Genomic DNA, 23,888 nt, shown 5'->3' with positions numbered 1-23,888 from the left:
CAATCACCTTGCGCCGTTTCTCCCCCTTCTCTACAATTGCGCCCCTTGCCTTCCTGGCAGGCACCTATGTGCCTCCCTGCGGCAAGATCCATAAGTGTCATTCACTCCTTGTCTGACCGTTTTTGAGCGGCAGGCTACAACCCGTAAGGAGCATTCATGCGTCATTACGAAATCATCTTTTTGGTCCACCCGGATCAAAGCGAGCAAGTCGGCGGCATGGTTGAGCGTTACACCAAGCTGATCGAAGAAGACGGCGGCAAAATCCACCGTCTGGAAGATTGGGGCCGTCGTCAACTGGCCTACGCAATCAACAATGTTCACAAGGCTCACTACGTGATGCTGAACGTTGAGTGCACTGGCAAGGCCCTGGCCGAGCTGGAAGACAACTTCCGCTACAACGATGCAGTGATCCGTAACCTGGTCATCCGTCGCGAAGAAGCCGTTACCGGCCAATCCGAGATGCTCAAGGCTGAAGAAAACCGCAGTGAGCGCCGTGAGCGTCGCGACCGTCCTGAGCACGAAGGCGCTGAAAGCGCTGATAGTGATGACAGCGACAACAGCGATAACGCTGACGAGTAATCCACGGACCTTTTAAGGAGCCTATCAAATGGCACGTTTCTTCCGTCGTCGTAAATTCTGCCGCTTCACCGCTGAAGACGTGAAAGAGATCGATTACAAAGATCTCAACACTCTGAAAGCCTACGTATCCGAGACCGGCAAAATCGTTCCAAGCCGTATCACCGGTACCAAAGCACGTTATCAGCGTCAGCTGGCCACCGCTATCAAGCGCGCCCGCTTCCTGGCCCTGCTGGCCTACACCGACAGCCACGGCCGCTGAGACCGGGCAGTCGACAAGTAGTAAGGGATTGAATGCATGCGCGCCTTAGCTGAGTTCATCATGCGCGGTCGCGTGCAGGCCACTCTGGTAGTGGCCGGATGTGCGGCATTGCCGCTGCTTTATTGGTTGGGTGCTGCTGCAGGTTGCCTTGTGCTCCTGCGGCGCGGTTTGAAGGACGCCCTTGGCGTTCTTGCCCTGGGATTGTTGCCGGCCTTGATCTGGTGGCTGCAATTTGGTGATCCACGGGTACTTCTGGTACTGCTGGGGTCATCGAGCCTTGCGTTGGTTTTACGCGCAAGTGAGTCCTGGGTCCGCACGCTGCTGGTCAGCGTGGCATTGGGGTTGGTGTACTCAGTGATGCTTGGCGCGGCTTTCCGCCCGCAAATCGAAGCGCTGTCGCAAGAGATCGTCAAGATCCTGCCGATGGCCCTCGGGGATCTCTACCAGCAATTGTCGGTAGATGAGCGAGCGCGGTTTGCGTCACTGATTGCCCCGGTCCTGACCGGCCTGATTGCGGCATTGTTGCAGGTCGTCAGCGTGCTGAGCCTGATTGTTGGGCGTTATTGGCAAGCGTTGTTGTACAACCCGGGTGGTTTTGGTCGCGAATTTCGCAGTATCAGAATCCCAGCGGGGCCGGCGATGTTGCTGCTGGCGTGCATGGTTGTCGGGCCGAACTTCGGCCCACAGATGGCCTTGCTGGCGCCGATTTGCAGTGTACCGCTGGTGTTTGCCGGGCTGGCCCTGATTCACGGGCTGGTTGCGCGAAAGCGCCTGGCCAAGTTCTGGCTGGTGGGGTTGTACGTCACGATGTTGCTGTTTATGCAGCTGATCTATCCGTTACTCGTGGTTTTGGCCATTGTCGACGGCCTGATTGATTTTCGCGGTCGTCTGGCGTCGAAAGACGCCGATAACGCGAACGGTGAAGGTTAAAAGTTAGAGGATTTTCACATGCAACTGATCCTTCTGGAAAAAGTCGCCAACCTGGGCAACCTGGGCGACAAAGTGAACGTTAAGGCCGGCTACGGTCGTAACTACCTGCTGCCATACGGCAAAGCCACCGCTGCAACCGCTGCCAACCTGGCTGCGTTTGAAGAGCGTCGTGCTGAGCTGGAAAAAGCCGCAGCAGACAAAAAAGCTTCGGCCGAAACTCGCGCTGCCCAACTGGCTGAGCTGGAAGTGACTATCACTGCCACCGCCGGTGACGAAGGCAAGCTGTTCGGTTCGATCGGCACCCACGACATCGCTGATGCACTGACCGCCTCCGGCGTTGAAGTGCAGAAGAGCGAAGTTCGTCTGCCGAACGGCACCATCCGCAACGTAGGCGAATTCGACGTAGCCGTGCACCTGCACGCTGAAGTTGAAGCCACCGTACGCGTTGTAGTGGTAGCAGCTTAAGCAACACCTAACTGACTGGCACCTCGCGTGCCAGGCGGTTAACATCGGGCACGATCCTGTTTACAGGTCGTGCCTTTTGTTTTTCTACACACCCCTAATTCCAAGTGGCCATGAACGATATTTCAGCTCCTGAGCAATACGATCTGCAAACCGCTGCCCTGAAGGTGCCGCCGCATTCCATCGAGGCCGAACAGGCCGTGCTCGGTGGCTTGATGCTGGATAACAACGCCTGGGAACGCGTGCTGGATCAAGTCTCGGACGGTGATTTCTATCGCCATGACCACCGCCTGATCTTCCGCGCCATTGCCAAGCTGGCCGACCAGAACTCGCCGATCGACGTGGTAACCCTGGCCGAACAGCTGGACAAGGAAGGCCAGACCTCCCAAGTCGGTGGTCTGGGCTACCTGGGTGAGCTGGCGAAAAACACGCCATCCGTCGCCAACATCAAGGCGTATGCGCAGATCGTTCGCGAGCGCGCCACCCTGCGCCAATTGATCGGTATCAGCACCGAAATCGCCGACAGCGCCTTTAACCCTGAAGGCCGCACTGCCGCCGAGATCCTCGACGAAGCTGAGCGCCAGATCTTCCAGATCGCCGAAGCGCGGCCGAAAACCGGCGGCCCAGTCAGCGTCAACGACCTGTTGACCAAGGCCATCGACCGCATCGACACCTTGTTCAACACCGACAACGCCATCACGGGTATTTCCACCGGCTACACCGACCTCGACGAGAAGACCAGCGGCCTGCAGCCGTCTGACTTGATCATCGTCGCCGGCCGTCCATCCATGGGTAAAACCACCTTTGCGATGAACCTGGTGGAAAACGCCGTGTTGCGCAGCGACAAAGCCGTACTGGTTTACTCGCTGGAGATGCCAGGTGAATCGCTGATCATGCGTATGCTTTCCTCGCTTGGCCGTATCGACCAGACCAAGGTGCGAGCCGGTCGCCTGGAAGACGACGATTGGCCGCGCCTGACGTCGGCGGTCAACTTGCTTAACGACCGCAAGCTGTTTATCGATGACACCGCCGGTATCAGCCCATCAGAGATGCGTGCACGTACTCGCCGGCTGGTGCGTGAGCACGGCGACATCGCCCTGATCATGATCGACTACCTGCAGCTGATGCAGATTCCAGGCTCCAGCGGTGACAACCGCACCAACGAGATTTCCGAAATCTCCCGGTCGCTCAAAGCCCTGGCCAAGGAATTCAACTGCCCGGTGGTGGCGCTGTCCCAGCTCAACCGTTCCCTTGAGCAACGCCCGAACAAGCGCCCGGTGAACTCCGACTTGCGTGAATCCGGAGCAATCGAGCAGGATGCTGACGTGATCATGTTCGTGTACCGCGACGAGGTGTATCACCCCGAAACGGAACACAAAGGCATTGCCGAAATCATCATCGGCAAGCAGCGGAACGGGCCAATCGGCTTTATCCGCTTGGCGTTTATCGGTAAATACACGCGCTTCGAGAACCTGGCGCCGGGTAGCTATAACTTCGACGATGATGAGTAAGTTTCAGCGCCTGTAAGGGCCTTATCGCAGGCAAGCCAGCTCCCACACTCGAACGGTGAATACCTTCAAATGTGGGAGCTGGCTTGCCTGCGATTGCATCAGCACAATTCCGACCATTACCGTCGGAATTGGTCAAAATTTGTGCTATATTCCGCGCCCGCGATTTTTCATCTCAACACCGGTCACCGTCATGCAAACAGCCAAGCCGTTATTTGACTATCCCAAGTACTGGGCCGAATGTTTCGGTCCTGCGCCATTCCTGCCGATGAGCAGGGAGGAGATGGATCAGCTTGGCTGGGATTCCTGCGACATCATCATCGTCACCGGTGATGCGTATGTGGATCACCCGTCGTTTGGCATGGCGATCATCGGCCGGCTGCTGGAGTCCCAGGGCTTTCGCGTCGGGATCATTGCGCAGCCGAACTGGCAGTCCAAAGACGACTTCATGAAGCTCGGCGAGCCGAACCTGTTCTTCGGCGTCGCGGCCGGCAACATGGACTCGATGATCAACCGTTACACCGCCGACAAGAAAATCCGCTCCGACGACGCCTACACCCCAGGCGGCATGGCCGGCAAACGCCCGGACCGCGCCAGCCTGGTGTACAGCCAGCGTTGCAAGGAAGCCTACAAGAACGTGCCGATCGTACTTGGCGGCATCGAAGCGTCCCTGCGCCGCATCGCCCACTACGACTACTGGCAGGACCGTGTGCGCAACTCGATCCTGATCGATGCCTGCGCCGACATCCTGCTGTACGGCAACGCCGAGCGGGCCATCGTCGAAGTTGCCCAGCGCCTGTCGTGGGGCCACAAGATCGAAGACATCACCGACGTGCGCGGCACCGCGTTCATTCGCCGTGACACGCCTGCAGGCTGGTACGAGGTGGACTCCACGCGTATCGACCGTCCGGGCAAGATCGACAAGATCATCAACCCGTATGTGAATACCCAGGACACCCAGGCCTGCGCCATCGAGCAGGAAAAAGGCCCGGTTGAAGACCCGGAAGAAGCCAAGGTCGTACAAATTCTTGCCAGCCCGCGCATGACGCGTGACAAGACGGTCATTCGTCTGCCGTCCATGGAAAAAGTCCGTGGCGACTCGGTCCTGTACGCCCACGCCAACCGCGTGCTGCACCTGGAAACCAACCCAGGCAATGCCCGCGCTTTGGTGCAGAAGCATGGCGAAGTGGACGTGTGGTTCAACCCGCCGCCCATCCCGATGACTACCGAAGAAATGGACTACGTGTTCGGCATGCCTTACGCCCGCGTCCCGCACCCGGTGTACGGCAAGGAAAAGATCCCGGCCTACGACATGATCCGTTTCTCGGTGAACATCATGCGTGGCTGCTTCGGTGGCTGTACTTTCTGCTCGATCACCGAGCACGAAGGCCGCATCATCCAGAACCGTTCCGAAGAGTCGATCATTCGCGAGATCGAAGAGATCCGCGACAAAGTGCCAGGCTTCACCGGCGTGATCTCCGACCTCGGCGGCCCGACCGCGAACATGTACCGCATCGCCTGCAAGAGCCCGGAAATCGAATCCGCGTGCCGCAAGCCGTCATGCGTGTTCCCGGGCATCTGCCCGAACCTGAACACCGATCACTCCTCGTTGATTCAGCTGTATCGCAGCGCCCGTGCGTTGCCGGGTGTGAAGAAGATTCTGATTGCTTCCGGCCTGCGCTACGACCTCGCGGTCGAGTCGCCGGAATACGTCAAGGAGCTGGTTACCCACCACGTCGGTGGCTACTTGAAGATCGCCCCGGAACACACCGAGGAAGGTCCGCTCAACCAGATGATGAAACCGGGCATTGGCAGCTATGACAAGTTCAAGCGCATGTTCGAGAAGTACACCAAGGAAGCGGGCAAGGAGCAGTACCTGATCCCGTACTTCATCGCCGCCCACCCGGGCACCACCGATGAAGACATGATGAACCTGGCCCTGTGGCTCAAGGGCAACGGCTTCCGCGCCGACCAGGTGCAAGCGTTCTACCCGTCGCCGATGGCCACCGCCACCGCCATGTACCACTCGGGCAAGAACCCGCTGCGTAAGGTCACCTACAAGAGCGACGCGGTCACCATCGTCAAGAGCGAGGAACAGCGCCGTCTGCACAAGGCCTTCCTGCGCTACCACGACCCGAAAGGCTGGCCGATGCTGCGTGAAGCACTGACGCGCATGGGCCGCGCCGACCTGATCGGGCCGGGCAAGGATCAGTTGATCCCACTGCACCAGCCGTCCACCGACAGCTACCAGAGCGCCCGTCGCAAGAACTCGACGCCGGCTGGCAGCCATAAGGTTGCGAAGGAGACCACCACCAGGATCCTCACCCAGCACACCGGCCTGCCACCGCGCGGCAGTGATGGCAGCAACCCGTGGGACAAGCGTGAGCAAGCCAAGGCGGCAGCTCAGGCGCGTAACAAGCAGGCGGCTAAAGAACGCAGTGATGCGGCGAAGGGCAAGGGCGGCAAGCCTGCGCGCAAGCCGGTCGTGCCGCGCTGATCGCAACCTGAATATGCAAAACGCCAGCCTCGTGCTGGCGTTTTGCTTTCTATTCGCTGGCGTGCCTGTTTGTTAAGGTGGCGCCCATTAGATCGCCATCGCAGGCAAGCCAGCTCCCACAAAGCCGGCCCGGCCACCCTCATATTCAAGGAAGAACACCCATGAGCAACCCCTTGCTCTCCATCGGCATGGACTCCAACCGCTCCCAATTCATGGCGCGCCAGCGCATCGAAAGCCAGATCAACCTGCCACGGTTGTTCGCCGCCATCGATGCCGACCCCGGCATTGTCGGCGCCGGTGTGGTGTACATCGACGCCGACTTCAATGTCATCACCCTGCGCGAATTCAAGCCCCTCTGCAGCATCAAGCCCAAGCGCATCATTTTGCGCGAAGCACAGAAGTACATTTCGCCCGCGCAATTTGTGGAGCAGGTCAAGACCGACCCACGGGAAGAACGCCTCAGAAAAGAGGCGTTTGATATGGGCTTGTCGTGCACCGCCGCGATTATCGGTTGGATCGTGGTGTTCAGCGGCAGCGTCGCCGTGCCTTTTACGGCGGGCGCCAGCGCGTTCGTGGTGGGCATTGGCGTGACGGCGGCGCTGGCCAGCAGTGCGCAATGCGGGTTTGGCGTGGCGCGTACCTACAACGAGATACTCGACCCTGACGCTAACGACCGGATGGATGACGCCGAATGGTTCGGCGCTGTTTCAACCATCCTTGATACGGCTTCCCTGGTGGGGATCGGCACCGGCGCGCTGACCACGGTGAAGCTGCTCAGGGCCAAAAAGGCTGCCGCTCTGGGCAAGAGTTGGTATGAATTGCTCAAGGGTTTAAATCGCCAGGAACGCAAGAAACTGACCAAGGAGCTGCTAAGCCTGCGCGACCCCAGCCTGACGCCCAAGTTACTCAAGTTGCAGCAGCGTGCAGGCAAACTGACCAAGAGCTTCAGCTCCACGGAAATTCGGCATGCCACCCTGACCCAGATGAAAGACGCATTGGGCGGCATCCTCGGTATCGTGGGCAGCTACCGCAGCGGTAGCGTGGGTACTGCCACCACCCTTGCAATCGGCTTGTACGAGGACCTCACCGAATGAAAGGTTTCCCCGACATGGGCAGTTTCCTCGCGCGCTATTTCCCGGTGTTCATGGGCACGATCTTCATGGCGATCTTTTCCGGCGCGTCTGCTGTATCCCTCGCCGGCGTGACGTATTTGCGTGGTGTCGATCCGTCGCTTAAATCCGACTACTCAGGCCTGGCGATTTTGCTGCTGGTGGCGGTGCTGGTCTTTGCCAACGTGATGGTTACGCGTGGCCGCCCATGGGCCACCGGCCTGGTGGCGGGTTACCTGGGTTGCTGCCTGCTGTTCGTGCTGCCGATGATCCAGTACCCCATTCCCAAACTGGTCTACGGTTCGGCTGTGCTCTTTCCGCTGTTGGGGTTGCTCCTGCTTAACAGCAAGCGCCACCGCGAAATGCGCCAAAAGCTGCTCGAAGTCCGCCACCTTCGCGAAGCCACGATCGCTCGCCACAAAACGCGCTGACTGGGTAGATTCACCACCCGGCCTCACACGCACGCCACAAATATGTGCAAGCCTTGCACCACGGCACCCACGTTGGCGCCGTTTTGGTGCTGTACTGCACCGGGTCTTACGATAAAGCGCAATGACGGCCGCTCTGGCATAAGTCTTGCGCGCTTTGTGTTCATGCCCTGGCTCGCAGGAGGCCGCCGTGTCGATTCATGTCGCGTTGCACCACGTTACGCATTACCGCTATGACCGCGCTGTCGAACTCGGCCCACAGATCGTGCGCTTGCGCCCGGCTGCCCATAGCCGCACGCGGATCTTGTCTTACGCGCTCAAAGTGCTGCCCGAGCAGCACTTCATCAATTGGCAGCAAGACCCGCAGGGCAATTACCTGGCGCGCCTGGTATTCCCGGAAAAGACTGATGAGTTGCGCATTGAGGTCGACCTCGTCGCCGAGATGGCGGTATTCAACCCGTTCGATTTTTTCCTCGAGCCCTACGCCGAAAAAATCCCCTTCAGCTACGCCGCCGATGAGCAGCGCGAGCTGGCGCCGTACCTGGAAACCTTGCCGCTGACGCCAAAGTTTGCCGCCTATCTGGCCGGCATCGACCGCACGCCGCTGCCGGCGGTGGATTTTCTGGTGGGGCTCAATCAGCGCCTGGCGGCCGACATTGGCTATTTGATCCGTATGGAACCGGGCGTACAAACGCCGGAATTCACCTTGGGCGCCGCTTCCGGCTCCTGCCGCGATTCGGCGTGGCTGCTGGTGCAACTACTGCGCAACCTGGGGTTGGCGGCGCGGTTTGTGTCGGGCTACTTGATCCAGCTCACCGCCGACGTCAAAGCCCTCGATGGCCCGTCCGGCACCGAAGTCGACTTCACCGACCTGCACGCCTGGTGCGAGGTGTATTTGCCCGGCGCGGGCTGGATCGGCCTGGACGCCACCTCCGGGCTGTTCGCCGGTGAAGGGCATATCCCATTGGCCTGTAGCCCTGATCCTTCGTCCGCTGCGCCAATCAGCGGGCTGGTGGAACCCTGCGAGTGCGAATTTACCCACGAGATGTCGGTGGAGCGCATTTGGGAAGCGCCGCGCGTCACCAAGCCCTACACCGAAGAGCAATGGCTGGCGATCCAGGCGTTGGGCCGGCAGATCGACGCCGACCTGCTCAAGGATGATGTACGCCTGACCATGGGCGGCGAACCGACCTTTGTCTCCATCGATGATCCCGACGGCGCCGAGTGGAACACCGCGGCGCTGGGGCCGGACAAGCGTCGCCTGTCCGCCGAGCTGTTCCAGCGCATGCGTGCCCACTACGCGCCCAAAGGCCTGGTGCATTTCGGCCAGGGCAAGTGGTACCCCGGCGAGCAACTGCCACGCTGGTCGCTCAATTGCTACTGGCGCCGCGACGGCGTGCCGATCTGGCACAACAGCGCGCTGATCGCCGATGAACAACAGGACTACGGCGCCGATGACGTGATGGCCGGGCGCTTCCTGGCCAGTGTCGCCGAGCGCTTTAAACTGCCGGCACGCTTTGTGTTCCCGGCTTTCGAAGACAACTTCTACTACCTGTGGCGCGAAGGTGCGCTGCCGCAAAACGTCACCGCCCAGGACCCGCACCTGAGTGATGACCTGGAGCGCGAGCGCCTGCGCAAAGTGTTCAGCCAGGGCCTGGATAAAGTCATCGGCCAAGTGTTGCCGCTGGCGCGCACGGCGGCCAATGACCGCTGGCAGAGTGGGCGCTGGTACCTGCGTGATAACCACTGCCGTCTGGTGCCGGGTGATTCGCCGTTGGGTTACCGCCTGCCGTTGGCCTCGCAGCCATGGGTGACGGCGGCGGAATACCCATTTGTGCATCCCACCGACCCGAATCAGGATCAGCCGGAACTGCCGACCACCGCGCAACTGCAAAGCCATGGCACGCCTGCGCCGAGCGACGAGCGCGTGCCCAAGGTCGACGAATCCGCCGATTGGCTGACTCGCACCGCCTTGTGTGCCGAAGCACGGGAAGGGCGTTTGTACCTGTTTATGCCGCCGCTGGAACGCGTCGAGGATTACCTGGAGTTGGTGGCCGCTATTGAAGCCACCGCCGAAGAACTGCATTGCCCGGTGTTGCTGGAAGGGTACGAGCCGCCGTTCGATACGCGCTTGAGCAACTTCCGGGTCACGCCGGACCCGGGTGTGATCGAGGTCAATGTGCAGCCGTCCGCCACTTGGGATGAGCTGGTAGAACGCACCGAGTTCCTCTACGAAGAGGCGCGGCAAACCCGCCTGACCACCGAAAAGTTCATGATCGACGGGCGCCACACCGGCACCGGCGGTGGTAACCACTTTGTGCTGGGCGGCGCTACGCCGAAAGACTCACCGTTCCTGCGCCGCCCGGATTTGCTGCGCAGCCTGATCAGCTACTGGCATAACCATCCGTCCTTGTCGTACCTGTTTTCCGGGCTGTTTATCGGCCCGACCTCCCAGGCGCCACGGGTGGATGAAGCGCGTAACGACGCGCTGTATGAGCTGGAAATCGCCTTCGCACAAATGCCCGAGCCTGGCGAAGAATGCCCGCCGTGGCTGGTCGACCGGCTGTTGCGCAACCTGCTGATCGACGTGACCGGCAACACTCACCGCGCCGAGTTCTGCATCGACAAACTCTACTCGCCCGATGGCGCCACTGGCCGCCTGGGTCTGTTGGAATTGCGTGCGTTCGAAATGCCGCCCCATGCGCGCATGAGCCTCACCCAACAGTTGCTGTTGCGAGCCTTGGTCGCGCGCTTCTGGCGTGAGCCGTATGCGCCAGCAAAACTGGCGCGCTGGGGCACTGAGCTGCACGACCGTTTCTTGCTGCCACACTTTATCGAGCAGGATTTTGCCGACGTGATCGTCGAGCTGAATGCTGCTGGTTACCCGCTGCGCGCCGAATGGTTTGCCGCGCACCTGGCGTTTCGTTTCCCCAAGGTCGGCGACTACGCCGTCAGCGGTATCGAACTGGAGTTGCGCCAGGCGTTGGAGCCTTGGCACGTGCTGGGCGAAGAAGGCGCCGTCGGTGGCACGGTGCGTTACGTGGACTCATCCCTGGAACGCTTGCAGGTGAAGTTGAGCGGCTTGGCGCCGCAACGCTACCTGCTGACCTGCAACTGCATCCCGGTGCCGTTGCAGCCGACCGGGCGTATCGGCGAGTTCGTCGCTGGCGTGCGTTATCGCGCCTGGCAACCGGCCAACTGTTTGCAACCGACCATTGCGGTGCATGCGCCGTTGGTGTTCGACTTGCTCGATACCTGGATGCAACGCTCGCTGGGCGGCTGCCAGTACCACGTCGCGCATCCGGGTGGGCGCAATTACGACAGCTTGCCGGTGAATGCCAATGAGGCGGAGAGCCGGCGCATGGCGCGGTTTTTCCGCCTCGGCCACAGCCCAGGCAAATTGCCTGTGCCGCCCTTGGTGATTAACGATGAACTACCAATGACCCTGGATTTGCGGCGTTTCCCCAATAAAAATGACTAAATGAGATCTAAAATGTGGGAGCTGGCTTGCCTGCGATAGCGGTGTATCAGCCAGCCAATCAGGTGGTAGGAAAACCGCTATCGCAGGCAAGCCAGCTCCCACACAAGATCGCGTTGAATTTGAGTTAATCTGAGCCCCCTTGCCTCTGCCGAGCGTTCCATGCCCGACTTGCTCGACCGTTACCCGCTCACTGCGGGCACCTATCACGAACTGCTCGACGACAGTGGCGCGGTGCGTGCCCATTGGCAGCGCCTGCTCGATCACCTGCAACGCAGTACGCCCGTGCAACTGGCCCAGCGCCAGGCGTTGCTGACCCGGCAGATCCAGGAAAACGGCGTGACCTACAACGTCTACGCCGACCCCAAAGGCGCCGACCGCCCGTGGGAGCTGGATTTACTGCCCCATGTGCTGGCCGCCGATGAGTGGCAGCATCTGTCGGCCGGTATCGCCCAGCGTGCGCGCTTGCTCAATGCCGTGCTCGCCGACCTGTACGGCCCGCAGCGCTTGATCAAAGAAGGCCTGTTGCCGGCCGAACTGGTGTTCGGGCACAACAACTTCCTGTGGCCGTGCCAGGGCATTCAGCCGCCGGACGGCGCGTTTCTGCACCTGTATGCCGTGGACCTGGCGCGCACCCCGGATGGCCGTTGGTGGGTCACCGCCGACCGTACCCAGGCGCCATCGGGCGCAGGTTACGCGCTGGAAAACCGCACCATCGTGTCCCGTGCATTCCCGGATCTGTACCGCGATTTGCAGGTTCAACACCTCACCGGTTTCTTCCGCACGCTCCAGGAAACCCTGGCCCGCCAGGCGCCCGGTGACGACCAGCCGCCGCTGATCGTGCTGCTCACGCCGGGGCGTTTCAACGAAAGCTATTTCGAACACCTCTACCTGGCGCGCCAGCTCGGCTACCCGTTGGTGGAAGGCGGCGACCTCACGGTGCGCGACAGCACGGTGTTCCTCAAAACCCTCAGCGGCCTGCGCCGGGTGCACGCGATCATGCGGCGCCTGGACGACGATTTCTGCGACCCGCTGGAGCTGCGCACCGACTCGGCGCTGGGCGTGCCCGGCCTGCTGGATGCGGTGCGCCAGGGCAATGTGCTGGTGGCCAATGCCTTGGGCAGCGGCGTGCTGGAGTCGCCCGGTTTGCTCGGCTTTCTGCCGAAGATCAACGAGTTTTTGTTTGGTGAAGAACTGATCCTGCCGTCCATCGCCACCTGGTGGTGTGGCGAAGCGCCGGTGCTGGCCGAAGCCTTGGAAAAGCTGCCGGAATTGCTGATCAAACCAGCGTTTCCTTCGCAAAGCTTCGCGCCGGTATTCGGCCGCGATTTGAACGAAGAGCAACGCCTGGCCCTGGCCGAACGCATGCGTGCGCGGCCTTACGCCTATGTGGCCCAGGAGCTGGCGCAACTGTCCCAGGCGCCGGTATGGCACACCGTCGACGACCATCTGCAACACCGTGCCATCGGCATGCGCGTGTACGCGGTGGCCAGCGCTGACGGCTACCGTGTACTGCCCGGCGGCCTGACTCGCGTGGCGGCTGAGGCGGATGCCGAAGTGGTGTCGATGCAGCGTGGTGGCGCGAGCAAAGACACGTGGGTGCTCGGCGATCGCGCTGTCGGCGGCGAGCATTGGCGCGCGCAACGGGCGATTGGCGTACATGATCTGGTGCGGCGCGACCCTTATCTGCCGTCGCGCGTGGTGGAAAACCTGTTCTGGTTTGGCCGTTACTGCGAACGCTGTGATGACAGCGCGCGCTGGCTGCGCATTGTGCTGGCACGCTATGTCGATGGCGACGACCCGCAAGCCTTGCAGGCCGCTGTCGAGCTGGGCGAGACCCTGCGCTTGTTGCCGGAGGAGGGCGAACTGCCCGAGCGCCTGCTTGCCGCTTTGCTCGGCGATGACTGGCCGTCGAGCCTGCGCGCCAACCTGCAACGCTTACAGTGGGCGGCGTCCCAGGTGCGCGGCAAGTTGTCCCGCGAGAACTGGCAAGCGCTGGTGGAGTTGCAGCGCGAAGCCCTGGAGCTGGAAAGCGAGGCCCCGGATTTTGGCGAGTTGCTGGACTTCCTCAACCGCCTGGTGATGTCCCTGGCGGCGCTGTCCGGGTTCGCCCTGGATGACATGACCCGCGACGAAGGCTGGCGCTTTTTGATGATGGGCCGGCGTATTGAGCGCCTGCAATTTCTCAGCAGCAGCCTCGCCGCGTTCCTGCGTGGCGTGGCGGTATTTGATCAGGCCGGGCTGGAATGGCTGCTGGAGCTGGGTAATAGCAGCATCACCTATCGCTCGCGTTACCTGGCCGTGCCGCAACTGATCCCGGTGCTCGACTTGTTGCTGCTCGATGAACAGAACCCGCATGCGGTGCTGTTCCAGTTGAAGCTGGTCAGCCGCACCCTGCGGCGTCTCAATGATGACTTTGGCGTGCCACGGGAAACCGGCCTGGCGCCGTTGGTGGAGCGCCTGTCGCGTTTTGATCTGGGCTGCCTGGAGAACCCGCTGTTCGGCGAATCCAGCGTACGTGCCGCGTTGGACGGCCTGGCGGACCTGCTGCAAGCGGTCGCCGATGAGAGCGGGCAAGTGTCGGATCGCCTGGCGTTGCGCCACTTTGCCCATGTGGATGATGTCAGCCAGCAAACGGTGTCGGTGTGATGAGTGCGCGCTACCAGATTTTTCACGATACCCATTACCACTACGACAGCCCTGTGTCCCTGGCCCAGCAGTTGGCACACCTGTGGCCGCGGCCGTGCGCGTGGCAGCGCTGCAGTTCCCAGCAATTGGATATCAGCCCGCAGCCGTCGTCGCGTCGTGATGAGCTGGACGTGTTCGGCAACCCGATCACCCGGCTGGCGTTCGAGCGGCCCCATGATGAATTGCTGGTCAATGCCGGGCTGACCGTGGAAGTGCTGGCGCGGCCAGCGCTGGATTTCCAGCAGTCACCGCCTTGGGACCAGACGCGCGACAGCCTGACCTACAGCAGCCAGGTACTGTCGCCTGAAATGCTCGAAGCCTGCCGTTATCGCTTCGAGTCGCCCTACGTGCATTTGAAAAATACCTTCGTCGAGTTCTCCGAAAGCTGCTTCCCACCAGGCGTGCCGATGCTGCTGGGTGTACAGGCCTTGATGCAGAAGATCTTCAGCGAATTCACCTTCGATGCCGAAGCCACCCAGGTCGCCACGCCCTTGGTGGAAGTGCTGGAGCGCCGACGCGGCGTGTGCCAGGACTTCGCTCACCTGATGCTCGCGTGCCTGCGCTCGCGGGGCCTGGCCGCGCGTTACATCAGCGGCTACCTGCTGACCCAGCCACCGCCCGGCCAGCCACGGCTGATCGGCGCTGATGCCTCCCACGCGTGGGTCTCGGTGTTTTGCCCGGTGGCGGGCTGGGTGGATTTTGATCCGACGAATAACGTGCAGCCGGCACTGGAGCACATCACCCTGGCCTGGGGCCGTGATTTCTCTGATGTGTCGCCGTTACGTGGGGTGATTCTGGGAGGAGGGAACCATGACCCGGAGGTTCGGGTGACGGTGATGCCGCTGGAGTAACAGTGGGTTGGGTTGAGCAGGGAGGGCCTGCTCACCCCAACAAAATTTATTCAGCCGGGTCTTTCGGTGTCTCGGTGTCATCAGCAGCCACTTCACCTTCAGCATCCGGGTTCAGTGCGCCTGCTTCTTCATCTGCAGCGACTTTCTTGCGTTGCAGCTTTTCCTCTTTCTTCTGCTCCTTGGCCAAGTCTCTCTGACGTTTGGCGAAGGAATAATTAGGTTTGGCCATGGGCGATCCTCTAGGGTCGAAGGTGAGGGTGGGCGGCGCGCAGCTGCCTTGGGTCGCTATGGTAGCAGCTTAGCAGCGCGATTGGCCTTCACTTACCGCAGGCATACGCGGCCAAGAGGCCGTTGAAGAACTGATTGAAGTGCATGGCAGACGCTCCGGTGGGTGATTGAGCGATCATAAGCGGGTGGCGGTTGTTTGGCTGGTAGATTGTGTTGATCAGTCTGATAGCCTAAAGTTGTATACAATCTGTTGATTCAGATCATAAGAATTTCAGCCTGCTTGGGGCACCCTAGTCGCAATACGCGTTTTTTAAACCCTGCCTTGGAGATTCACATGTTTGCCAAAATCGTTGCTGTTTCCCTGCTGACACTGGCGAGCGGCCAGTTGCTTGCTGCAGAGTGCGCGGTCACTGTTGATTCCACCGACCAGATGTCCTTTAACACCAAAGAAATCACCATCGACAAGAGCTGCAAGAAGTTCACCGTGAACCTTGAGCACTCCGGCAGCTTGCCGAAAAACGTCATGGGCCATAACTGGGTGCTGAGTTCCGCCGCCGACATGCCTGGCGTTGCCAGCGACGGCATGGCCGCCGGTATCGACAAAAACTACCTCAAAGACGGCGACACTCGCATCATCGCTCACACCAAGATCATTGGTGCTGGTGAGAAAGATTCGGTGACCTTTGATGTGTCGAAACTGGCTGCCGGCACGGATTACGCGTTCTTCTGCTCGTTCCCAGGCCACATCTCGATGATGAAAGGCACTGTGGTCGTTAAGTAACACCGCGTTATCGTTCTTCGCAGGCAAGCCAGCTCCCACATTTGACCGCGTTCCCCTGTTGGAACTCGGTCAAGTGTGGGAGCTGGCTTGTCTAATCTTCGCACCGCTGCGATTGCGGTCTACCTCACGGCGCAAATGGCATGACGCGCTTGTGCTCAGTCTTGCGATACGTGTCGCAGATAATCTTGAACGCTTCCTCACGCACCGGCTCGCCGTGCAGGAACGCATCGATCTCGGCGTAGGTCACGCCGTGTGAGGCTTCGTCCGGTTTGCCCGGCGACAGGTCTTCAAGGTCGGCAGTCGGGATCTTCTCGACCAGCGACTCCGGCGCACCGAAGTGCCGCGCAATCGCGCGCACCTGGTTCTTCACCAGCCCGCTCAACGGCGCCAGGTCGCAGGCACCGTCACCGAACTTGGTGAAAAAGCCCATCACCGCTTCCGCTGCATGGTCGGTACCGATCACTAGGCCACCGGCCGCGCCGGCGATGGTGTACTGCGCCACCATGCGCATGCGCGCCTTGGTGTTGCCCAGCACGAAATCACGGGAAACCGCCGCCTTGCCTTCAAACGCCGCCACTTCATTGGCCAGGGATTTCACCGCCGGGCCGATGTTCACGGTGTGGCGTTCGTCCGGGTCGATAAAGTCCACCGAAGCCTGGGCGTCGTGTTCGTCGAATTGGGTTTCGTAGGGCAGGCGCACCGCGATAAAACGGTAGGCTTCATCACCTGTGCTGGCGCGCAGTTCTTTCATTGCACGCTGGGCCAGCAGGCCGGCGGTCAGCGAGTCGACACCGCCGCTGATGCCCAGCACCAAGCTCTTGAGCCCGGAATTGCGCAGGCAGTCCTGGATAAACCCTACGCGGCGCGCCACTTCGGCCTCAAGGGCGGCCTGGTCGTTGAACGGTGCTTGGACCTTGAGCTGCTGCGCAATCTCACGCTGTACGGCTTGCATGATTCACTCCTTGCTGGAAAGGGCAGGTACTTTAAAAACGTGACGCAAATAGGCGACAAAATTGGGGTCGGTGCAGTGGGTCTTGCCCGCCTCATCGGAAATTTTCGCGACGGGCTGGCCATTGCAGGCGGTCATTTTAAGCACGATGCTCATCGGTTCAACACCCGGAATGTCACAGGTCAGGTTGGTGCCGATACCGAAGCTGACATTAATGCGACCGCGCAATGCGCGGAAAATCTCCAGGGCCTTGGGCAGCGTCAGGCTGTCGGAGAACACCAGGGTCTTGCTCATCGGCTCGATACCGAGCTTGTGGTAGTGGGCGATGGCTTTCTCGGCCCATTGAATCGGGTCACCGGAGTCGTGGCGCAGGCCGTCGAAGAGCTTGGCGAAGTACAGGTCGAAATCGCCCAGGAACGCGTCGGTGGTGATGCAGTCGGTCAGTGCGATGCCGAGCAGGCCACGGTATTCGCGTACCCAGCAATCGAGGGCGGCGATCTGGCTGTCGATCAGGCGCGGGCCGAGTTGTTGGTGGGCCATGATCCATTCGTGGGCCATGGTGCCCAGCGGTTTCATGTCGAACTCGCGGGCCAGGTGCACGTTGCTGGTGCCGACAAAACGCCCGGGGAAGTCGTGCTTGAGCACGCTGACCACTTCTTCCTGCACGCGGTACGAGAAGCGCCGGCGGGTGCCGAAGTCGGCCACTTGCAGCTCCGACAGTTCTTCGCTGCTGGCATTGGCGGACAGCCAGTCGAACTTGCGGTACAGCTGTTCGCGGGCCTGTTCGAGGATGACGGTTTGGTAGCGGTAGCGGTTACGCACTTCGCTGACGATGGCCAGCATCGGCACTTCAAACAGGATCACATGCAGCCACGGCCCGCGCAGGCGGATAAACAGCTCGCCGTTTTCGATGCCGGTTTGCACGTAGCGCAGGTTGAAGCGAAACAACCCCAGAAAGCGCAGGAAGTCCGGCTTCATAAAGCTGATGCGTTCCAGGAAGCCCAACTGGTCGGGGCTCAGGCTCAACTCGGCGAGGCGTTCGATCTGGTAGCGGATTTCCGCCAGGTACGGGCGCAGGTCTTCACTGTTGCGGCAACGAAACTCCCATTCAACTTCCACGTTCGGGTAGTTGTGCAGCACCGCCTGCATCATGGTCAACTTGTAGAAGTCGGTGTCGAGCAGGTTCTGCACGATGCGATCGGCAAACACACTCTCGCTCATAACGGGAATCTCCAGACGGGTCGGCGATGGGCGCCGGCCTTTACGCACAATTAAGGAAGGGTGCTAGTGGCGCATAGACCTGTAGGGTTTTGCCAGTGATTTTTTCAGTGCGGCCACTGGCCTCATCGCAGGCAAGCCAGCTCCCACACTTGAAATGCATTCCAAAGGTGGGAGCTGGCTTGCCTGCGATGACGGTGGTACAGCCCAAAAAGAGCTAAACCTGCTCCATCATCCACTTCACAAACTCACGCACCTTGGGCACCTCCGCCGAATGCTCGGGATACGCCAGGTAATACGCATCCTGGCTGGGCATCGCATGCTGCCAGGGAATCACCAGCTTGCCCTCGGCCAGCTCTTCTTCCACCAGAAAGCGCGGCAACAAGGCCACGCCACAGCCGACCTGCGCGGCCCGAATGCACATATAAAAGGTATCAAAACGCGGCCCGTGGTAGCTGTGCTCGGTCTGGTAGCCCTGGCTGGCGAACCAGTCATGCCAGCCCTGCGGTCGCGAGGCGTTTTGCAGCAGCACCAGGTTGCTCAACTGCGTGGGGTCGGTGAATGGCTGCGCAGGCAAGCTCTCCGGCGCACACACCGGCACCAACTCTTCGCTGAACAGTTTCAGGCTCTCGGTGCCCGGCCGTGAACGCTGGCCGAAGTAGAAAGCCATGTCGGCCTTGCCTTGCAACAGTTCGTCCGGCTCCTGCTCGTTGCACAGGTCCAGGTGGATCTGCGGGTGACGCAAACGCCAGCCCTTGAGGCGCGGCACCAGCCAGCGCGCGCCGAACGTGTAGGGCGTGGACACGCGCAGCACTTCGGTCTCGCCGCCGTAGGAGCGCAGGTAGTGGGTGGACATCTCCACTTGCGTGAGGATCTTGCGCACTTCCACCAGGTACAAATCCCCTGCCGGGGTCATCTGCAAGCGGCGGCGCACCCGGCGAAACAATAGGTGTTGGAGCAATTCTTCCAGCTGCGCGACCTGCTTGCTCACCGCGCTTTGCGTGAGGTTCAGTTCCTCGGCAGCGCGGGTGAAGCTCAGGTGGCGGGTGGCGGCTTCGAAACACTGCAGGGCGGTGATCGAGGGCAAATGTCTTTTATTCAGCACGGCACGCCTCTTTTTATTCTTTGCATGAGTAAACGGAATGATATCTCGCCTAATCGTCGTTTGTTGGCAAGTCTTGGGCCAGCTACAAATAAGGTCTGGATCGCCGTGTCTGTGGCGGCGCGAATTTTCTGTTTGAGTTTGAAGGAGTGACCCATGGTTGCCGCATTGCTTGACCGTCTCGGGGTAAACCCGGCGCTGTACCAGTCGGGTAAACAGCCCGTGCATTCGCCGATTGATGGCAGCCGTATCGGCAGTGTGCACTGGGAAGGTGCCGCTGAAGTGGAGCAGCAGGTCAGTCGCGCCGAGCATGCATTCGAGGCCTGGCGCAAGGTGCCGGCACCGCGTCGCGGCGAGCTGGTGCGCCAGTTCGGCGATGTATTGCGCGAATATAAAGCCGACCTGGGCGAGTTGGTGTCGTGGGAGGCCGGCAAGATCACCCAGGAAGGTTTGGGTGAAGTGCAGGAGATGATCGACATCTGCGACTTCGCCGTGGGCCTGTCCCGCCAGTTGTACGGCTTGACCATCGCCTCCGAGCGCCCAGGCCACCACATGCGTGAAACCTGGCATCCGCTGGGTGTGGTCGGCGTGATCAGCGCCTTCAACTTCCCGGTCGCCGTGTGGGCGTGGAACACCACGCTGGCGCTGGTGTGCGGCAACGCGGTGATCTGGAAACCCTCGGAAAAGACCCCGCTGACCGCGTTGGCCTGCCAGGCATTGTTCGAGCGCGTACTGAAGAAGTTCGATGGCGCCCCCGACTACCTCAGCCAAGTGATCATCGGCGGCCGTGACGCCGGTGCGGCGCTGGTGGATGACCCGCGCGTTGCGCTGATCAGCGCCACCGGCAGCACGCGCATGGGCCGCGAAGTGGCGCCGAAAGTCGCCGCACGTTTCGCCCGCAGCATCCTTGAGCTGGGCGGCAACAACGCGATGATCCTCGGCCCAAGCGCCGACCTCGACATGGCCGTGCGCGCCATTCTGTTCAGCGCCGTCGGCACTGCCGGCCAGCGTTGCACCACCTTGCGCCGTTTGATTGCCCATGAGTCGGTCAAGGAAGAAATCGTTACCCGTCTCAAAGCCGCCTATTCCAAAGTGCGCATCGGCCACCCGCTGGAAGGCAACCTGATCGGCCCGCTGATCGACAAGCACGGCTTCGAGAACATGCAGGACGCCCTGGAGCAAGCCTTGAGCGAAGGCGGCAAGGTGTTCGGCGGCAAGCGCCAGTTGGAAGACAAGTTCCCGAATGCCTACTACGTGTCGCCGGCCATTGTGGAGATGCCCGAGCAAAGCGACGTGGTGTGTACCGAAACCTTCGCGCCGATTCTGTATGTGGTTGGCTACAGCGACTTCACCGAAGCCTTGCGCCTGAATAACGCCGTGCCGCAAGGCCTGTCCTCGTGCATCTTCACCACCGACGTGCGTGAAGCCGAGCAGTTCATGTCGGCGGTGGGCAGTGACTGCGGCATCGCCAACGTCAACATCGGCCCGAGCGGCGCGGAGATTGGTGGCGCGTTTGGCGGTGAGAAAGAGACCGGTGGGGGGCGTGAGTCGGGTTCGGATGCATGGCGCGGGTATATGCGTCGCCAGACCAATACCGTGAACTACTCGTTGGAGCTGCCCTTGGCCCAAGGCATCACCTTCGACTGATCCCCCAAGTCGAAGTGGGATCAATGTGGGAGCTGGCTTGCCTGCGATAGCGGTGGTGACTGATACACCGCTATCGCAGGCAAGCCAGCTCCCACATTTGGTCTCATTTGCAATTCAGAACAATAGTTGTTTGTTGGGTCTCATCGGAGTCTGGCAATGGCACTACGCGAAACATGTTTATGGGAACAACTCACCCCGGGCCGGCCCGATCGCGCCGCGCTCAAGGGCGAGGTCAAGGTTGATGTGTGCGTGATCGGTGCCGGTATCACCGGCTTGTCGGCCGCCATTCATTTGCTGGAACAAGGTAAAAGCGTCGCCGTGCTGGAGGCTCATCGCACCGGCCATGGCGGTTCGGGGCGTAACGTCGGGCTGGTCAACGCCGGTATGTGGATCCCGCCGGACGAGATCGAAGCCGGTTTTGGCGAGGCGGTGGGCAGTCAGCTCAACCGCATGCTGGGCGCGGCGCCGTCGCTGGTGTTCAGACTGATCGACAAATACAAGATTGATTGCCAACTGCGCCGTGAGGGCACCTTGCACATGGCGCATAACGCCCGTGGCGAGGCGGATTTGCGCAGTCGCGAAGAGCAATGGAAACGCCGTGGCGCCCCCGTCGAGCTGCTCACGGGCCAGGCGTGTGAACAGGCCACCGGGACCAAAAAGATCGCCGCCGCCCTGCTGGACCGGCGCGCTGGCACCTTGAACCCAATGGCCTACACCAGTGGCCTGGCGAATGCCGCCGTGGGGCTTGGCGGGCAACTGTTCGATCATTCGCCAGTCACTCAGCTTGAACGCCAAGGTGCAGTCTGGTCGGTGCAGACCACCCAAGGTTCAGTGCAGGCGGCGCAAGTGGTGATCGCCTCCAACGCCTATACCGAAGGTGAATGGACTGAGCTGCGGCGCAACTTTTTCCCCGGCTATTACTACCAGGTCGCCTCGGCACCGCTGACGGACGACGCCGCCAAACAGATCCTCCCCGGCGGGCAGGGCTCGTGGGACACACGCCAGGTGTTAAGCAGCATCCGCCGCGACGCGGATGGTCGCTTGTTGCTCGGCAGCCTGGGCAATGGCAACCAGAAACCGACGTGGTTCCTCAAGGCGTGGGCCGATCGGGTGCAGCAGCATTACTTCCCGTACCTCAAATCGGTGCAGTGGGAATGCACTTGGACCGGCTGCATCGCCTTCACCCCGGACCACCTGATGCGCCTGTTCGAGCCGGCCCCTGGTCTGGTCGCCGTCACCGGTTATAACGGACGCGGCGTGACCACGGGCAGTGTGGTGGGCAAGGCCTTTGCAGACTATTTGTGTCACCAGAACCCACAGGCGCTGCCGATCCCGTTTGCGCCGATGCAACCGCTGGCCGGGGTGGGCCTGCGCAGTTGCCTGTATGAAGCGGGGTTCTCGCTGTATCACGCCGGGCAATGCCTGCGGATCGTGGTCTGATCAGCGAAATACCTGTCAAAAGCCTGCATCTTCTTAGCAGGCTACTAATCTGTATTGGTGCAAGTCGTAGCAATCACGCACTGTAAATGTGCAGTTCCGTTACGCACATTGTTACAGCTGTAGGAACTGTCGTTTATGCATCCGGTTGCAGGTGCGACCTGCCAGGGTTGTACTTTTTGGATCCATCGGTTGCACCTTTCGATGCTAGACGGTTGCACGTACTGGCAAAGGGAGTCGAAACGCCTGTAATAACAATGACACCGTGTCTTTTTGAAGAATAAAAAAGTAATGGCACGCGCCTTGCTCTGGGCTTTCCTGTGAAAGTTTGACGCGAATTCGTAGTGCCAATAAACAAAAACCTCGGAGCACCACTCATGTCCCAGACGTTTTACAAGAAAGGTTTTCTGGCCCTCGCCGTTGCAGCGGCGTTGGGTGTTTCTGCGTTTGTTCAAGCTGATGTGAAGATTGGCGTGGCAGGCCCGATGACGGGCGCCAACGCAGCTTTCGGTGAGCAGTACATGAAGGGTGCCCAAGCGGCAGCCGATGTTATCAACAAGGCCGGTGGCATCAACGGCGAGCAGATCAAACTGGTTGCCGGTGATGACGCCTGTGAGCCCAAGCAAGCCGTGGCCGTGGCCAACCGCCTGGTCGACCAGGACAAAGTGATCGGCGTGGTCGGGCACTTCTGCTCGTCCAACACCATCCCGGCGTCTGAAGTGTATGCCGATGCGGGCATCATCATGATTACCCCGGGCTCCACCAACCCACAGGTAACCGAGCGTGGTCTGAGCGCCGTGTTCCGCATGTGCGGGCGTGACGACCAGCAAGGCATCGTGGCCGGCGACTACATTGTCGACGTGCTCAAGGGCAAGAAAGTCGCGGTCATCAACGACAAGGACACCTACGGCAAAGGCCTGGCCGATGCTACTGCTGCCCAGTTGACCAAGCGCGGCGTCAAGCCGGTGCTGGAAGAAGGCCTGACCCGTGGCGAGAAAGACTTCAGCGCCCTGGTTACCAAAATCCGCTCCACTGGTGCGGACGTCGTGTACTTCGGCGGCCTGCACCCGGAAGCCGGTCCGCTGGTTCGCCAGATTCGTGAAGCCGGCCTCAAGGACGTCAAGTTCATGTCCGATGATGGTGTCGTGACCGACGAACTGGTTGCCACCGCTGGCGGCAAGCAATACGTGGATGGCGTGTACATGACCTTCGGCGCCGACCCGCGCCTGCTGCCAGACAGCAAAACCGTGGTGGAAGAGTTCCGTAAAAACGGCACCGAGCCGGAAGGCTACACCCTGTACGCCTACGCCTCGATCCAGGCTCTGGCCGCTGGCTTCAACGGCGCCAAGTCCGACAAGGGCGAAGACGCCGCCAAGTGGCTCAAGGCTCACCCGGTGAAAACCGTGATGGGTGAAAAAGCCTGGGATACCAAGGGCGACCTGAAAATCTCCGACTACGTGGTTTACCAGTGGGATAAAGACGGCAAATACCACCAGCTGGAAAAGCAGAAGTAAGAACAAGCACCACGGAACCCATGTAGGAGCGGGCTTGTTGTGGGAGCTGGCTTGCCTGCGATACAGGCACCTCGGTACTTCAGTAATACCCAGGTGATGCAATCGCAGGCAAGCCAGCTCCCACACAAGCCAGCTCCCACACAGGGCCCCGCTCCCACAGGGAGTGGTGTTGATATCGATATCTGTCTTTTCCTCCAGAAGCGCCGCGCACTCAACCGTGTGC

At 60.7% G+C, this 23,888-nt stretch carries 19 protein-coding genes; 15 read left to right on the top strand and 4 right to left on the bottom strand.

Annotated features, from left to right (window positions below):
* Positions 1-156: 156 nt before the first annotated feature.
* The 11 genes from rpsF (at position 157) to ACQY47_RS11940 (ending at position 14,789) form a co-directional block, all read left to right on the top strand.
* Positions 157-579 carry a 30S ribosomal protein S6 gene (gene rpsF, locus ACQY47_RS11990; RefSeq protein WP_003217491.1) on the top strand — a complete coding sequence of 141 codons (423 nt, stop codon included), beginning with the start codon at positions 157-159 and terminating at the stop codon, positions 577-579.
* 28 nt (positions 580-607) lie between these two features.
* Entirely contained in the window at positions 608-838 is a 231-nt protein-coding gene (rpsR, locus tag ACQY47_RS11985) for a 30S ribosomal protein S18 (RefSeq protein ID WP_002551829.1), read from the top strand.
* Between the two features lie 36 nt (positions 839-874).
* The gene (locus ACQY47_RS11980) at positions 875-1,768 is read left to right on the top strand and encodes a hypothetical protein (protein WP_099548099.1); all 894 of its coding nucleotides are present in this window, start codon (positions 875-877) and stop codon (positions 1,766-1,768) included.
* A gap of 18 nt (positions 1,769-1,786) precedes the next feature.
* A complete protein-coding gene (gene rplI / locus ACQY47_RS11975; RefSeq protein ID WP_003171376.1) occupies positions 1,787-2,233 on the top strand; it encodes a 50S ribosomal protein L9 in 447 nt (148 codons plus the stop codon).
* Positions 2,234-2,343: 110 nt separating this feature from the next.
* Positions 2,344-3,741, top strand: a complete 1,398-nt coding sequence (gene dnaB, locus ACQY47_RS11970; RefSeq protein ID WP_017138451.1) for a replicative DNA helicase — start codon at positions 2,344-2,346, stop codon at positions 3,739-3,741.
* Between the two features lie 190 nt (positions 3,742-3,931).
* Positions 3,932-6,235 carry a YgiQ family radical SAM protein gene (locus ACQY47_RS11965; RefSeq protein WP_138451339.1) on the top strand — a complete coding sequence of 768 codons (2,304 nt, stop codon included), beginning with the start codon at positions 3,932-3,934 and terminating at the stop codon, positions 6,233-6,235.
* A 161-nt stretch (positions 6,236-6,396) separates the two neighbouring features.
* Positions 6,397-7,329 carry an NAD synthetase gene (locus ACQY47_RS11960; protein ID WP_099548100.1) on the top strand — a complete coding sequence of 311 codons (933 nt, stop codon included), beginning with the start codon at positions 6,397-6,399 and terminating at the stop codon, positions 7,327-7,329.
* Complete coding sequence (locus tag ACQY47_RS11955; RefSeq protein WP_428557150.1) at positions 7,326-7,775, top strand: hypothetical protein; 450 nt, start codon at positions 7,326-7,328, stop codon at positions 7,773-7,775. Before ACQY47_RS11960 ends, ACQY47_RS11955 begins: the two co-directional genes overlap by 4 nt.
* Before the next feature lie 187 nt (positions 7,776-7,962).
* A complete protein-coding gene (locus ACQY47_RS11950) occupies positions 7,963-11,253 on the top strand; it encodes a DUF2126 domain-containing protein (RefSeq protein WP_428557149.1) in 3,291 nt (1,096 codons plus the stop codon).
* Between the two features lie 159 nt (positions 11,254-11,412).
* Complete coding sequence (locus ACQY47_RS11945; protein ID WP_017138446.1) at positions 11,413-13,899, top strand: circularly permuted type 2 ATP-grasp protein; 2,487 nt, start codon at positions 11,413-11,415, stop codon at positions 13,897-13,899.
* Positions 13,899-14,789 carry a transglutaminase family protein gene (locus tag ACQY47_RS11940; protein ID WP_428557148.1) on the top strand — a complete coding sequence of 297 codons (891 nt, stop codon included), beginning with the start codon at positions 13,899-13,901 and terminating at the stop codon, positions 14,787-14,789. Before ACQY47_RS11945 ends, ACQY47_RS11940 begins: the two co-directional genes overlap by 1 nt.
* A gap of 46 nt (positions 14,790-14,835) precedes the next feature.
* Here the strand turns inward: ACQY47_RS11940 and ACQY47_RS11935 are convergent, their stop codons facing one another.
* Complete coding sequence (locus ACQY47_RS11935; protein ID WP_056860514.1) at positions 14,836-15,018, bottom strand: hypothetical protein; 183 nt, start codon at positions 15,016-15,018, stop codon at positions 14,836-14,838.
* 333 nt (positions 15,019-15,351) lie between these two features.
* On the opposite strand from ACQY47_RS11935, the gene azu reads away from it, so the two are divergent.
* On the top strand, positions 15,352-15,798 hold the full coding sequence (gene azu / locus ACQY47_RS11930; protein ID WP_017138443.1) for an azurin: 447 nt from the start codon (positions 15,352-15,354) through the stop codon (positions 15,796-15,798).
* A 124-nt stretch (positions 15,799-15,922) separates the two neighbouring features.
* Here the strand turns inward: azu and nadE are convergent, their stop codons facing one another.
* The 3 genes from nadE to ACQY47_RS11915 all read right to left on the bottom strand — a co-directional run bounded on the left by nadE (position 15,923) and on the right by ACQY47_RS11915 (position 19,070).
* Positions 15,923-16,750: an ammonia-dependent NAD(+) synthetase gene (gene nadE, locus ACQY47_RS11925; RefSeq protein WP_065930662.1), complete on the bottom strand. Its 828-nt coding sequence runs from the start codon at positions 16,748-16,750 to the stop codon at positions 15,923-15,925.
* Positions 16,751-16,753: 3 nt separating this feature from the next.
* The gene (pncB, locus tag ACQY47_RS11920; protein WP_017138441.1) at positions 16,754-17,968 is read right to left on the bottom strand and encodes a nicotinate phosphoribosyltransferase; all 1,215 of its coding nucleotides are present in this window, start codon (positions 17,966-17,968) and stop codon (positions 16,754-16,756) included.
* A gap of 214 nt (positions 17,969-18,182) precedes the next feature.
* Entirely contained in the window at positions 18,183-19,070 is an 888-nt protein-coding gene (locus ACQY47_RS11915; RefSeq protein WP_017138440.1) for a LysR family transcriptional regulator, read from the bottom strand.
* A 153-nt stretch (positions 19,071-19,223) separates the two neighbouring features.
* Here ACQY47_RS11915 and amaB point away from each other — a divergent pair, with 153 nt between their 5' ends.
* The 3 genes from amaB (at position 19,224) to ACQY47_RS11900 (ending at position 23,665) form a co-directional block, all read left to right on the top strand.
* Positions 19,224-20,714, top strand: coding sequence for an L-piperidine-6-carboxylate dehydrogenase (gene amaB / locus ACQY47_RS11910; RefSeq protein WP_017138439.1), 1,491 nt, complete (start codon positions 19,224-19,226; stop codon positions 20,712-20,714).
* A gap of 156 nt (positions 20,715-20,870) precedes the next feature.
* Positions 20,871-22,154: an L-pipecolate oxidase gene (gene amaA / locus ACQY47_RS11905; RefSeq protein WP_428557147.1), complete on the top strand. Its 1,284-nt coding sequence runs from the start codon at positions 20,871-20,873 to the stop codon at positions 22,152-22,154.
* A gap of 374 nt (positions 22,155-22,528) precedes the next feature.
* The gene (locus ACQY47_RS11900; protein ID WP_177033422.1) at positions 22,529-23,665 is read left to right on the top strand and encodes a branched-chain amino acid ABC transporter substrate-binding protein; all 1,137 of its coding nucleotides are present in this window, start codon (positions 22,529-22,531) and stop codon (positions 23,663-23,665) included.
* Positions 23,666-23,888 lie beyond the last annotated feature (223 nt).

Origin of the sequence: Pseudomonas edaphica (assembly GCF_965277385.1) — a bacterium.
Taxonomy (GTDB): domain Bacteria; phylum Pseudomonadota; class Gammaproteobacteria; order Pseudomonadales; family Pseudomonadaceae; genus Aquipseudomonas; species Aquipseudomonas edaphica.
This window is presented reverse-complemented; position numbering and strand designations above follow the sequence as displayed.

Bases quoted from the DNA above. Each gene is read 5' to 3' on its own strand.
- nadE (WP_065930662.1), bottom strand. From the start codon at position 16,750: ATGCAAGCCGTACAGCGTGAGATTGCGCAGCAGCTCAAGGTCCAAGCA.
- ACQY47_RS11935 (WP_056860514.1), bottom strand. From the start codon at position 15,018: ATGGCCAAACCTAATTATTCCTTCGCCAAACGTCAGAGAGACTTGGCC.
- ACQY47_RS11900 (WP_177033422.1), top strand. From the start codon at position 22,529: ATGTCCCAGACGTTTTACAAGAAAGGTTTTCTGGCCCTCGCCGTTGCA.
- ACQY47_RS11980 (WP_099548099.1), top strand. From the start codon at position 875: ATGCGCGCCTTAGCTGAGTTCATCATGCGCGGTCGCGTGCAGGCCACT.
- pncB (WP_017138441.1), bottom strand. From the start codon at position 17,968: ATGAGCGAGAGTGTGTTTGCCGATCGCATCGTGCAGAACCTGCTCGAC.
- ACQY47_RS11965 (WP_138451339.1), top strand. From the start codon at position 3,932: ATGCAAACAGCCAAGCCGTTATTTGACTATCCCAAGTACTGGGCCGAA.
- ACQY47_RS11955 (WP_428557150.1), top strand. From the start codon at position 7,326: ATGAAAGGTTTCCCCGACATGGGCAGTTTCCTCGCGCGCTATTTCCCG.
- amaB (WP_017138439.1), top strand. From the start codon at position 19,224: ATGGTTGCCGCATTGCTTGACCGTCTCGGGGTAAACCCGGCGCTGTAC.
- rplI (WP_003171376.1), top strand. From the start codon at position 1,787: ATGCAACTGATCCTTCTGGAAAAAGTCGCCAACCTGGGCAACCTGGGC.
- dnaB (WP_017138451.1), top strand. From the start codon at position 2,344: ATGAACGATATTTCAGCTCCTGAGCAATACGATCTGCAAACCGCTGCC.
- rpsR (WP_002551829.1), top strand. From the start codon at position 608: ATGGCACGTTTCTTCCGTCGTCGTAAATTCTGCCGCTTCACCGCTGAA.
- ACQY47_RS11940 (WP_428557148.1), top strand. From the start codon at position 13,899: ATGAGTGCGCGCTACCAGATTTTTCACGATACCCATTACCACTACGAC.
- rpsF (WP_003217491.1), top strand. From the start codon at position 157: ATGCGTCATTACGAAATCATCTTTTTGGTCCACCCGGATCAAAGCGAG.
- amaA (WP_428557147.1), top strand. From the start codon at position 20,871: ATGGCACTACGCGAAACATGTTTATGGGAACAACTCACCCCGGGCCGG.
- ACQY47_RS11945 (WP_017138446.1), top strand. From the start codon at position 11,413: ATGCCCGACTTGCTCGACCGTTACCCGCTCACTGCGGGCACCTATCAC.
- ACQY47_RS11960 (WP_099548100.1), top strand. From the start codon at position 6,397: ATGAGCAACCCCTTGCTCTCCATCGGCATGGACTCCAACCGCTCCCAA.
- azu (WP_017138443.1), top strand. From the start codon at position 15,352: ATGTTTGCCAAAATCGTTGCTGTTTCCCTGCTGACACTGGCGAGCGGC.